The following is an 11509-nucleotide window of genomic DNA, read 5'->3' as shown; positions in this document are numbered from 1 at the left end:
AGCCTGGGCGATCGCCTTCACCTGCAGCGGATTGGCGATAATCACCCGTGCCACGAACGGTGCCAGAACCCGCGATACCGCCATGCTGTTGCCGGTCGCCTCGACCACCACCTCATCACTGGCCAGCAGGGTCTTGCCAAATTCCTCCAACGCAGTCCGCGTCATATCAATGCGGCCCGCATGTCGGAGCCTGCCATCCTCCCAAATCACCACCTCGCCGAAAGTTCGGTGGACGTCGATGCCAATCACCCGTCGCATTTGCACCTCCTGCTTGATATGACGGGAGCTGCGGGCGACACGACAACTACGGATTCGCGCTCCCAGCGCAACCGGGCGAGTCGCAGAGGCGGCCAGCTACTAACTCGAGCTCTCGGCTCATCGAATAACATCGGCCTGCCCGCACTTCGTGCTCCCGGTGCCTCTGTCCCGATGGTCGCACCATACGCCACGATGTAGAACACCGCAGCGGGAACGTTGGCACCGAGACATCTCATACCGGTTACCAATCCGATCGAGCGCCTCAACGGCGAGATCAAGCGGCGGACCGAGGTGGTTGGCATCTTCCCAAATGAAGACGCCATCGTTCGCCTGGTCGGCGCGATCCTGCTCGAGCAGAACGACGAGTGGGCGGTTCAGCGGGCCCGCTATATGACGCTGGAAACCATCGCACCGTTGAGCGATGATCCCATCGTCGGTTTGCCCCGCCGTCGCAGGCTGATACCTTCCGCTGGAGTATCGGCGGTGACCCGCCGTCAGTTACACCACGCCACGGGACACGATCTCATAGCCAAAATACGGGCCGATCTCCACTGGCCCGTCAAGCAGCTCACCATCTACGTTGCCCACGGATTACAACGTTTATGCCGGCTGGAAATCTCGTAATGCAGGTTGCCTTCTGAATCCGATTTGCTTCATCGAAGTTGAGACGCTTTGATATGAAAGCCGCTGCATTTTTCGGAGCGCGAGCAGAATTTCGGCTCTATTAGCCCACGATTAGAGGAAATGAGCGTTAGCCGGCACTATGCTCAAACCTTACAGGCTCTCACTTTGGAGTTCTCAACTTCGAAAGGGTACCGACGCCTCCTAAGCTCATGCTCGATTTCGCCAACCGTTCGATTCGGCTTCTAGCCAACTCGAAAATCGTCGGAGGCCCGGCAGATGGCGACATGCGCTGGTTTCCAGCTGAGCTGCCCGTGTCGTAGCCGGTTGGCGCTTGGGCTAGAACATCGTGATCGAGCAGCGTCAACTGGTAAGGTAATGTTCATTTTTGTTGAGACTTGCCCCAGGTTTTGGTGGCGCTCAGGATTTGGTGAACTGGCGGCGCGCAACTGTCCACCGACTCGTGAACTGTATGAAAATCGAGCAAATGAATGTCGGAATCTAAAAGGCCAAGTGCGCGCAAGATCGCCAAGGTCACCTGCGTCGGCGGCGGCGTGATCGGAGCCGGTTGGGCCGCGCACTTCATGCGGGCTGGGCTCGATGTCAGTGTGTATGATCAGGCGGCCGACCGCGAGAGCTATCTCCGACAAAGCCTTGCGAAGGCAATGCCAGCCCTCACCGGACTGGGAATGGCGGCTGGCGCGACACCCTCGCGCGTGTTCTTCACAACCGATCTTGAAAAAGCACTTAAGGGTACAGATTTCATCCAAGAAAGTGGGCCGGAAAATATCGATACGAAGATTTCCTTGCTTTCGGAAATTGATGCGCATACGCTACCTGATGTTGTCATCGCATCGAGTTCTTCTGGCTTTCTCTCCTCTAAGTTGAGAAGTGGGGCGACAAGGCGTCCCGAGCGCATTCTTGTCGGTCATCCCTTCAATCCGCCTTTTCTTATTCCACTTGTTGAAATCGCCGGAGGCGCCGCCGCTCGAGAGGCCGCGGACAATGCTTCGGCATTCTACCAGGCGACGGGTTGCGAAGTGGTCGAGTTAGACAACGAGATCGAAGGCTATATCGGCAACCGTATCCAGTACGCCGTTCTGAGGGAGGTTCTCTATCTCATGTCCCAAGGTGTGGCCGATCTGGAATCCATTGACAAGGCGATCGCTGCAGGCCCAGCAATCCGGTGGGCAGTTATGGGTCTTTCCTCGGCATTATTCCTCGGAAAGAGCGACCCTTCTCTGTGGGGTAAATTCGTAGAAACTCTGGGCCGCGAGATGGACAGCGGCTATGTAGCTCCGACCAGTTTCCAGCCTGATCGGGCTCTGATGCAGATCTATGCCGAAAAGGTCGCCAACGGAATCGGGGCAAACGGACAAGCAGGGCTGATGGCGTTGCGCAATGCGGGTGTGGTGGGTATCCGCTCCGCATTGAAACGAGTCAGAACAGGTCTCGCGGGGGCCAACAGTGACCTGGATTAATGCCTGGTAAGGTCGTCGAGCAGGATTGGTTGGACAAGCTCGATCACGTCAATTTTCTGACATACCAGCGCATCGCCGACCTTGCCAGCTTAGAGATCTGGCAACGAGCAAACGGTGTTGTATCCAAGTCGGAAATTCAGTTCGTTATGACTGAGACTTATGTTCGCTATATTCGCGAACTGCGCCTGGGCGACCCTCTTAAAGTCCGTACCTCGCTGATTGCCTGGGACGCGAAGCGGTTTCATCTCCTTCATCGCCTCGAAAGCGCCGGCAATCTCGCCTGCACGGTCGAGACGATGAACCTATGCTTCGATCCGGCGAGCCGCAGAGTGATATGGTTCACTGACACTATCAGTGGCAATTTTGCCTCTTGGGGGACGCCCACCGGATGACGCCCGGCCGCTGTTGTCGATAAGCCGAAGACCGTCGCGGAGCTGATCTTGCGAGTGCGCCCTCCACGCGGCGGACGCCCTGCCCCGGTATAGCAGGGCGATTGGTGTGACATCTGAGTACGCAGCAACAAGCCGCGCCGCGCAGGTGACGACATCGGCTTGAATTCTATGCGTAAGTGGTGGACATGTCCATTTCGCTCCCGATAACTTGCCGCCTCGCTGCAATCGGCCACCAGCCATGACCGCGATAAAGGATCAGGACAGAGTGTTCTGCCGTCAAACAGCTTTTGGCCATCACTCAAGGAGTTCCTCCTGGTTCAGCCGTTCAGGAGACGCTTGGCAGAGATGGCAGCTAGGTATGGCTTCGCTATTGCTCCGGCTCGCTGATCACCCGGGTCGGCAGGATCAAGCCTAGGGTGTTTTGCTGAAGTTGACACACAAAAGTCCCGCCGCGTCCGCCTCCGAAATTTAGCTGGTCCGCGCCGAAGATATGGCGGAAAGCTGCGGAATATTTCGAGAATAGCCGCGATTCTGCTTATTCCCGGTAGAGCGAGCCGCAAACTTATCACTGATCGAGCTAAAGTGTGCTGGTTTCAAATGCGGAGACGGCGAACCTCCCGCCAAGATCGAGTAGGCACGGTAGAGGCCGGCGGCTGCCAAACTCAGGCTGGCGGCACTGATTAAGCATGGAAACCGGCCGGTCTGTACGAAACCTGATTCCCAAACACCTCGAGTACTAAGAGAGAAGTGAATGACCAAGTCTGATTCCAAGCACCACGAACAACAGTCCCTTGCCTATGGATCGTCGCTTGAGGGGCGAGTAGCCCTTGTGACTGGAGCGGCCGGAGGGCTTGGGCAAGCCATCGTGGCCGAATTGCGTGATCGCGGGGCGAACGTGTACGGTGCGGACGTCGTTGGTAAAGATGTCTTCCACGCGGATCTCTCCACGGCGAGCGGGAATCGGGACATGGTCGCCCATGTAGTAGCGACCGCTGGGGGACTCGACATTCTTGTGCTGAATGCTGGTTGCCAGTTCGTCGCGCCGCTCGATCAGTTCCCGGACGCCGAATGGGAGCGTCTTCGTGCTGTGATGCTGGACGGACCATTCGCCGCGCTGAAGGCGGCTTGGCCAGCCTTGATCAAATCCCGCGGTGGCCGCGTTGTGGTGACGGCATCTAGTGCGAGCCTTGGGGGTGCGTCCAAAAAGGCGGCATACACCGCGGCAAAGCATGGAGTTCTCGGTCTAGTTCGCGTTGCGGCGCTGGAGGGGGCGGCGCATGGTCTTACCGTCAACGCCATTGCGCCGGGCTGGATGGATACCGGCATGATGCGTGGTCAGCTAGAGGCTCAGGCGGCAAGTCGAGGCATTAGCGTGGACGAAGTCATCGCCCTTTTCCGCGCGTCGCAACCAGGCAATCGCTTCGTCGAAGTTCGTGAGGTCTCGGCAACCATTGGCTTTCTTGTGAGCCCTGCGGCTTCCGGAGTTAGCGGCGTGTGCCTTCCAATCGATCTTGGCGCAAATGCTGGTGCCCGGTGATCAATAACCAGCACATTACGGACTTTAGTGGCCTCAGCAACCAAGCGAAGTGCTTCAAAACGTCCTTGTTCATTTTCCGCTGCTCAGTTCGGACATCTTGGCTTGATATGAACGGGCATATGAATGTCAGGCCGTATTTCGAGGTATTTACCGAGGCCGGCGATCTCGCCTGCCGCGACTTGGGCTTGGGCAATTCCTATCTCGATCGAGGCCATACGATCTTTGCAGGCGATTTCCACATCACCTACGTCCGCGAAATTCTTGCCGGTGGCACCCTGACAATCACCACGCGCATTCTCGAGCTCGACACTAAGCGCTTCGTTATGCACCATGAAATGTTCGACGATCGAGACGGCGCGCTCGCGGCGACGGCAGAGCAGTTGCTGCTCAATGTTGGCGTGGGGAGCCGGAAAGTTGAGCCTTTCCGCCCCGAGGTCTTAGAGCGGCTCCGGGAAGCACAGCTCGGTCAAAGTGGGAGCCCACCACGGAACGTCGGCCGCGCAGCGTCGCTCATCGCAGGCGCGCCGGCTCGATGAGGTGGCTACTGCGTTCTTTTTCGCACTTCGATGAAACACCATGTCTTCAACACCATCCGGGTCGATCCACGGTACTAACGTAACTAGATAGGAGCTTTAGATGTCTCGAAAAGTCATCGTCACGTGCGCAATCACCGGCGGCAATTCTGCCATTCTTGCGAAGCATCCAAACATTCCCAAGACGCCGTCACAAATAGTAGAGGCAGCACTGGATGCTGCGAAAGCGGGGGCTGCGGTCGTTCACATTCACGTCCGCGAACCAGATACCGGCGCCCCTTCGAACCGATTTGAGCTCTATGAACAAGTCGTAAAGAAGCTTCGGGACGCGGCCACCGATGTAGTCATCAACCTGACGTGCGGCATGGATGGGACCATTGCAATTGATTCCGTTGACCCAATCAAGATTGGAAAAGCTAGCACCCTTAAAGATTCCAAGGCACGCTGTCTTCACGCAATCAAACTGCAGCCTGAGCTTGCCACCTTGGATTGCGGCACGATAGTATTCGGAGAGCAGATTTTTGTTGCGCGCATGTCGGATCTGCGAGAGATGGCGAGACTTATGCGAGAAGCAGGCGTCAAGCCCGAACTCGAATGCTTCGATCTAGGCCACATCGAAACTGCGAAGAAGCTCGTGTCGGAAGGCACCATTGATGGTCCTGCCCTCTTTCAATTCTGTCTCAGCACGGGGAATGGGGCTCCGGCTGGTCCGACCGTTCTGCAGGCGATGCGCGAGCTTTTGCCTTCAGGGGCCATTTGGGGCGGATTTGGGTGTGGCTCCGACGAAATGCCCGTGGTCGCACAGATAGTGCCGATGGGCGGGCATGTCCGGGTAGGATTGGAAGATAACATTTATCTTCGACGAGGTGTGCTTGCATCCAACGCCGAACTTGTCGAGAACGCTGTCGGAATCATTGAACGTATGGGAGCCAGCGTGGCGACACCGGCAGAGGCCAGATCAATTCTTGGCGTTTCCAAACGCGGATAACGGCACTTGGGTCCAGCGTGGAATTACGCCAAGCTGGACTCTCGGCCTTCGACACCTAGCCTAGGATTCTCGCCGGACGCGCGCGAATCAGCAAAATATCGGATTTGACGCACAATGAAGTGGTCAGTGAAGCGTTGCGTTATAAAGCGCTAATGCACTGCCTAGATTTGCGGGACCGGATTCAAGACCTCGAATACGCTAATCCGCGTTAAATTGGTTGGACAAGATGACGATCCCATTAGTCGTCCGTTAAGAAGGCGAATTGAGCGGGGCTGGACCGGCCAGCACGCGGCATAGTCGGACCAGGAACAGGCACAAGAGTTCTCTGAGCCAGGCTAGGATGCGGCGGAAGTTGTGGCCGACGGCTGAGAGGATGACGTTGGCGGCGTCTCCGGCACGGCCTTTGAGGTAGCAGCGACCGAGGTGACCTTCGGTCTTCATGTGGCCGATGATGGGCTCGATGGCGGAGCGGCGGCGCAGCTCGCGCTTGATGACGCCGAAGACGCCGCGCTTTTGGCCGGAGATGAAGACGCGACGTGGATTTTGAGCATCGTGGCCGCGGTATCCCTTGTCGACATAGGCCCGCTCGATCGGACATCCGGTGAGCGTCTCGGTCCGGTCGATGACGTTCCGCAAGGTGTGACCGTCGTAGGGATTTTCGGGCAGCGAGCTGGCATGCAGTACGAACAGGCCGCCGGGAGCTCGGCGATTGTTGGTGACGATGGAGGCCTTCACGCCGAACTCGTAAGGGGCTGAGGCCTTGCCTTTGCCGATGCACTCCACCTCCGGGGCATGAAAGGAATAGAGCTTCCAGCCGCGCTGGCGCTGCTGCTGGGAGCGGATCTGGCTGGCTCGGCCAAGCGGAAGGGCGAATGCCTCCTCGAGGGCTGGCTGGCCCTCGATCTTGCGACGGATGTCGCGGATGACTCCGGCCCAGCCGGCTGCGCAGGATACGCAACTGCCGCTGATGCCGCCCGAACTGTTTGGCATGGGCGTAGCGGCCCGCCATCATCGCAGCGGCCTTGGCCACGCGAGAATAGGATTGCCGGAGCCTGACGCTGTGCCTTCTCGCCAGGCGGTTGAGGCCCTGGATGGCCGCATGAAGCAGCTTGGCGTCGGTCGGGAAAGTGATGGCCTTCGGCTGCACCGTGGTGTCGACCGTGACGCGCTTGAGGTCCTGGCTGCGTAAGGCGCCGGCTTCGTGCGCCACCCGCAGGCTCTCGGCCAGCAGCAGCTCCAGCTTGTCGCCGAGCCGCTTGCGCCAATGGCTCAGGTCCGAGCGTTCGTGCGGGAAAGCGTGCCGGAAAAACTCTTCGCCGGTGAAGAACTGGAAATAAGGGTCGTGGACCCAGCGCTCGCACACCCCCTCATCGGACAGCCCGTAGATATGCTTGAGCAACAACAGCCCGATCATGAAGCGGGTCTCGATCCCCGGCCGGCCGTTCTCGCTGTAGAGCGGCGCGATCTCGCCGTCGATCCAGTCCCAATCGATCTTGCCGGCAAGCAGAACCAACTCGTGCTTCATGTTGATGATCTGGTCCAGCCGCGCCCGGAACAGATCGTTCGATCCCGTCGTCCTGTGCTTCTTCGGCCGCATCGTTCCCTCCGATGCACCACAGAATCATGGTCCGCAGGGAAAGGAAATCCAAAAGCGAAATTGCAGGGTTTGGCGGCTTCAACCTCCCATTCCCTGCAATCTCAAACCGCCTCGAATCCGAAAAAGAGACTCCTGCTCAATCGCTTAGAACCTTGTTCACGGACGACCCATTAGTATAGACGTATCGTAGCCGCCGCGAGTGCCTCCTACACGTTGAACAGATGCTGCTCTCGCGAACGGGCGGATGATTGGTAGGAGGTGCCGATCTGCATTCTCCGCTCGTCTGGCATGGGGGTCGAACAGAGAGGCTCAATCCCAAAGCGTCTGCCGACAGCGCTCTGCAGATGCCTTGGGTTAACTGGATGCTCCGAGTTTGCCGCCCTACAATATCACTACCTACCTCTCCAAATCGGATCGCGCTTATCGGCGAATGCCCGGCGTCCCTCGAGAGTGTCCTCTGAGCCGTAAAGCCTATCTACGGTCGCGATCTGGCGGCGCGTCACTCGGTTCATCGCGTCCTGGAAACTCAGTGCCTCGGCCACGCGCACTGTCTCCTTGATCGCGGAGAGGACCAGTGGCGGGCCACTGGCGAGTAGCTGCGCGATCTTCCAGACTCGTTCCTCGAGCTTCTCCTTGGGCAGCACCTCATTGACCAGACCGCAGCGATGGGCTTCCGACACGTCCATCCAGCGCCCGGTGAGCAGAAGGTCCATTGCGATGTGATAGGGAATGCGCTTCGGCAACTTGATTGTTGCCGCGTCAGCGAGCGCTCCAGCCCGGATCTCCGGCAGGGCGAACGAGGAATGATCAGAGGCGTAGATCAGGTCGCAGGAGAGAGCCAACTCGAAGCCACCGCCAACGGCCATACCATTGACACAGGCGATCACTGGTTTGTTGAGGTCGCGCAGTTCCTGGAGCCCGCCGAAGCCGCCGACTCCATAATGGCTGTGCGGAGCATCTCCGCCAGCAGCCGCCTTTAGAGATCCCAGCCGGCAGAGAAGAATTTGTCGCCGGCCGTCCTCACGATGGCGATCCGCAGGTCAGGATCGTCTCGGAAGGCCTTGAAAGTCTCGCCCATCAGCCGCGACGTTTTCACGTCGATGGCGTTAGCCTTCGGCCGATTGAGCGTAACTTCAAGGATAGCGCCTTCGCGACGGGTGGTGATAACGTCAGCCATTCTTTTTTTCTCCAAGTACAAGCAGCGCGTCGTCAATCTCGGCCCCTTTGTCTTCGCTGCACACGATCAGCGGGTTGATAAATGCGATCGAGCCGGTGTCCTTGTCCGCGGCCCCTTCGCGTAGGAACAGCCGCATTTCTTCGCGAAAGCGTCGCTCTTCATCTGTGAAGGGGAGATCCATTTGACTTTCCGTCACTAATTTAGCATCGTGAGTTACGGGCACGGTCGAGAAGAGCCCGTTCCCACAGAGCGACCGTTTCGCCGGCGCCATAATGCTGCAAGCGCAGCCCCGCAAGAACGGCCACTAGGCAATCGTCACGCTTCGTCTCGAGCTCTGACGTCGTGAGATTATCTAATTTCGCTTGCTCGTCTGATTGCTCGGCGAGCCTGTCCAGGAAGGCCTCGGTGAGTTCTGGCACGTTAGTGAACTTCGTCAGCGGCCACTTTAGCTGGGGACCCCATTGCTCCATAAATCGACGCATACCAGCCGCACCTCCGCCGCCCATCCTGAAGGCCCCGATGACCGCCCGGCGCAACCCAAAGGAATAACGAACCGCATCATCGATTTCCTGCAAGCTGGCGACGTCGTCGTGCACCAGCCACAACGCCTCTCGCCACATGGCCTGCTGCAGCCGGTTTGCGATGAACCCGTCCACCTCTTTGCGTAGCACGAGCGGGTGCATGCCCACGGCGCGATAAATGTCCACGGCTCGCGCCATCGCCTCCGGCGCCGCACACTCTCCAGCGCACAGTTCAACCAACGGCAGCAGGTAAACAGGGTCGAACGGGTGCGCGACGAGCAGCCGCTCGGGATGGTCCATACTCGCCTGCAGCAAAGATGGTCGAAATCCCGAGGTCGAGGAGCAGACCAGGGTATCAGGGGCAGTTGCTCGGCTAGCCGCTGCGAGCAGTTGCTGCTTCAATTCCTGACGCTCCGGCGCGGACTCTTGCACAAGATCTACGTCAGCCACCGCTTCCGCAATTGACTCCACCACCGTCAGCACCCCTTCAACTGGTAGCGGGACCTGCGTCAGCTGACGATATAGCCGGCGCGCGCTGACTAGAGTCGCCCGCACGCGGTCGGCCGCACGGGGTGCCGGATCATACAGCTGCACATCAACTCCATTCAGGATAAATCGTGCGGCCCAGCCGCCGCCGATCGTCCCGCCTCCTAATAACCCGACCCGCGGTGGTAGCTTCTCCGGCAGGAACTTCGAATGATCTGACATCGACACTGCACTCCCAAGCGTAACGCTTATCGCAAAGCTCATCAGGCCTCCACCCGTACCGATCATAGCGAGAGCTCCCTCTGCACAACCAGTTCATCATCGGTTGCCGTGTGGGAACCTCGTATTCGGCAAATCCGGTCTAAGCGACGACGGCCAAGGCTGCGCCTAAAGTCACACAGAATAATAGACACCGAAAGCCATTTTTCCTTGTCGGCACGTCCGCGCTCCCTTTGAGGTTGAATAAATGATACCGGGGCTGCGGAGGTGGAATTCGACCAAGGCGGCGCTTAGGAGTGGCCCCAAACAGCCATTCGCGTCGCGAATGCGACCCCGGGTAGCTTTGACTACAAAGCCGCCTGGCGCCACGTATCGAGTTGGTCGACCGCGTGTGCTCTCCTCCGGCTCGCGACGGGCCTACCGCCGGAAGAATTCCTATGATCTTGATCATGCGCAAGCGAGATCAACGTCGGCTAGGCAGGAGAGTTCGTCCCTCTATCTAGCGTTCTGTTGTGTGAAAACTTTCGCCCATTTAGCTTGGATGCAGAATTTCCTCCATACGAGGTACCACATCAGGGGAATGCGGCTCACGGGCCTGTTAACATTTCAGGTGACTACGGTTCAGCGGCCGGCCGTGCCGTTCCTCATTTGATGGAGCACAATGTCCCAAATCATCTCTTTGGCGATGCAGCAATTCTTTGATTGCCTCACCCTCTCATACTGCGAATGACCTCTCCAATGACAGACCTGTCCCCTGCGCCTCCAACAATAAAGCAGCATCACATCGATCGACGGCACTACCCTCATGGGGTCGCCTTCATGGATGGCCAATACCTGCCGATGTCCGAGGCAAAAATCTCTGTGCTCGATTGGGGTCTGCTTCACTCCGACGCGACCTACGATACCGTGCACGTGTGGAACGGCCGCTTTTTCCGGTTGGATCAGCACCTTGACCGATTTCTGGTCGGCGTCGAACGCCTTCGAATGAAGCTCCCTTACGATCGCGAGACAATTGCGTCGATCCTTAAGCAGTGCGTCGCTTTGTCAGGTCATAAATCGGCTTACGTTGAGATGATCTGCACGCGCGGTTCGTCGCCGACATTCAGCCGCGATCCCCGCCAAGCAGAGAACCGGTTCATCGCGTTTGCAATACCTTATGGTTCAGTTGCCAACAAGGAACAATTGGAAAGAGGTTTGCGCGTCGCGATTAGCGAGACTGTCCGCATCCCGCCTGGTTCGGTCGATCCCACGATTAAGAACTATCATTGGCTTGATCTCGTAAGGGGTCTTTTCGACGCCTACGACAAAGGCGCCGAGACGGCGCTGATCCTAGACACGAATGGGCATATCGCCGAAGGTCCAGGCTTCAACGTATTCCTTGTAAAGGATGGATCGTTGAGAACGCCAGCTTTTGGCGTATTACCCGGTATCACGCGTCGAACCGTGTTCGATCTTTGTGCTGAGATTGGGCTCGCCGCCATTGCTGGCGACATCCGTCGTGACGATATCAAGAAGGCTGACGAGGTGTTCATTACCTCCACTGCCGGCGGCATTATGCCAGTGACGCGCATCGACGACACGACGATCTCCAATGGCCAGGTAGGGTCCATCACCCGCCGCCTCACGGATCTCTATTGGCAAAAGCACGCGGATCCCGCATGGTCGACTGCTATCATTTATCCATGATCGGAAATGAACC

8 protein-coding genes and 4 pseudogenes are annotated in these 11509 nt (G+C 58.1%); 7 read left to right on the top strand and 5 right to left on the bottom strand.

All coding sequences use genetic code 11. The annotated features are described in order from the left end of the window. Positions 1-258 (bottom strand): annotated as a pseudogene (locus tag IVA74_RS38085) (IS110 family transposase); the annotation flags it as partial. Positions 259-501: 243 nt separating this feature from the next. Here IVA74_RS38085 and IVA74_RS38080 point away from each other — a divergent pair. From IVA74_RS38080 to IVA74_RS38055, 6 genes and pseudogenes are all read left to right on the top strand, one after another. After that, positions 502-687 (top strand): annotated as a pseudogene (locus tag IVA74_RS38080) (transposase); the annotation flags it as partial. A 683-nt stretch (positions 688-1370) separates the two neighbouring features. Then, positions 1371-2360: a 3-hydroxyacyl-CoA dehydrogenase NAD-binding domain-containing protein gene (locus tag IVA74_RS38075; RefSeq protein ID WP_247352929.1), complete on the top strand. Its 990-nt coding sequence runs from the start codon at positions 1371-1373 to the stop codon at positions 2358-2360. Continuing rightward, complete coding sequence (locus tag IVA74_RS38070; RefSeq protein WP_346731002.1) at positions 2360-2752, top strand: thioesterase family protein; 393 nt, start codon at positions 2360-2362, stop codon at positions 2750-2752. The genes IVA74_RS38075 and IVA74_RS38070 overlap by 1 nt, the downstream gene beginning before the upstream one ends. 751 nt (positions 2753-3503) lie before the next feature. Continuing rightward, positions 3504-4289 (top strand): SDR family NAD(P)-dependent oxidoreductase, encoded by a 786-nt coding sequence (locus IVA74_RS38065; protein WP_247352926.1) that lies wholly within the window; start codon positions 3504-3506, stop codon positions 4287-4289. Further along, on the top strand, positions 4247-4825 hold the full coding sequence (locus tag IVA74_RS38060) for a thioesterase family protein (RefSeq protein ID WP_346731001.1): 579 nt from the start codon (positions 4247-4249) through the stop codon (positions 4823-4825). Before IVA74_RS38065 ends, IVA74_RS38060 begins: the two co-directional genes overlap by 43 nt. Positions 4826-4925: 100 nt before the next feature. Beyond that, positions 4926-5810, top strand: coding sequence for a 3-keto-5-aminohexanoate cleavage protein (locus IVA74_RS38055; protein WP_247352924.1), 885 nt, complete (start codon positions 4926-4928; stop codon positions 5808-5810). A gap of 249 nt (positions 5811-6059) precedes the next feature. Here the strand turns inward: IVA74_RS38055 and IVA74_RS38050 are convergent. From IVA74_RS38050 to IVA74_RS38035, 4 genes and pseudogenes are all read right to left on the bottom strand, one after another. After that, a pseudogene (locus IVA74_RS38050) lies at positions 6060-7407 on the bottom strand (IS5 family transposase). 392 nt (positions 7408-7799) lie between these two features. Beyond that, positions 7800-8584 (bottom strand): annotated as a pseudogene (locus tag IVA74_RS38045) (carnitinyl-CoA dehydratase). After that, positions 8577-8765 (bottom strand): hypothetical protein, encoded by a 189-nt coding sequence (locus IVA74_RS38040; RefSeq protein WP_247352923.1) that lies wholly within the window; start codon positions 8763-8765, stop codon positions 8577-8579. The pseudogene IVA74_RS38045 and the gene IVA74_RS38040 overlap by 8 nt, the downstream one beginning before the upstream one ends. Positions 8766-8784: 19 nt before the next feature. After that, the gene (locus IVA74_RS38035; RefSeq protein WP_247352922.1) at positions 8785-9879 is read right to left on the bottom strand and encodes a 3-hydroxyacyl-CoA dehydrogenase NAD-binding domain-containing protein; all 1095 of its coding nucleotides are present in this window, start codon (positions 9877-9879) and stop codon (positions 8785-8787) included. Positions 9880-10548: 669 nt separating this feature from the next. Between IVA74_RS38035 and IVA74_RS38030 the strand changes: the two genes are divergently transcribed. Further along, positions 10549-11496 carry an aminotransferase class IV gene (locus IVA74_RS38030; RefSeq protein WP_247352920.1) on the top strand — a complete coding sequence of 316 codons (948 nt, stop codon included), beginning with the start codon at positions 10549-10551 and terminating at the stop codon, positions 11494-11496. The last annotated feature ends 13 nt before the right edge of the window (positions 11497-11509 follow it).

It is taken from the genome of Bradyrhizobium sp. 132 (genome assembly GCF_023074185.1).
Taxonomy (GTDB): domain Bacteria; phylum Pseudomonadota; class Alphaproteobacteria; order Rhizobiales; family Xanthobacteraceae; genus Bradyrhizobium.
The sequence above is the reverse complement of the archived record's forward strand: the minus strand, read 5'-3'. Positions and strand labels throughout refer to the sequence as shown.

Excerpts from the sequence above, each read along its gene's own strand:
- IVA74_RS38075 (WP_247352929.1), top strand. The coding sequence starts at position 1,371 with ATGTCGGAATCTAAAAGGCCAAGTGCGCGCAAGATCGCCAAGGTCACC.
- IVA74_RS38070 (WP_346731002.1), top strand. The coding sequence starts at position 2,360 with ATGCCTGGTAAGGTCGTCGAGCAGGATTGGTTGGACAAGCTCGATCAC.
- IVA74_RS38065 (WP_247352926.1), top strand. The coding sequence starts at position 3,504 with ATGACCAAGTCTGATTCCAAGCACCACGAACAACAGTCCCTTGCCTAT.
- IVA74_RS38055 (WP_247352924.1), top strand. The coding sequence starts at position 4,926 with ATGTCTCGAAAAGTCATCGTCACGTGCGCAATCACCGGCGGCAATTCT.
- IVA74_RS38040 (WP_247352923.1), bottom strand. The coding sequence starts at position 8,765 with ATGGATCTCCCCTTCACAGATGAAGAGCGACGCTTTCGCGAAGAAATG.
- IVA74_RS38035 (WP_247352922.1), bottom strand. The coding sequence starts at position 9,879 with ATGATCGGTACGGGTGGAGGCCTGATGAGCTTTGCGATAAGCGTTACG.
- IVA74_RS38030 (WP_247352920.1), top strand. The coding sequence starts at position 10,549 with ATGACAGACCTGTCCCCTGCGCCTCCAACAATAAAGCAGCATCACATC.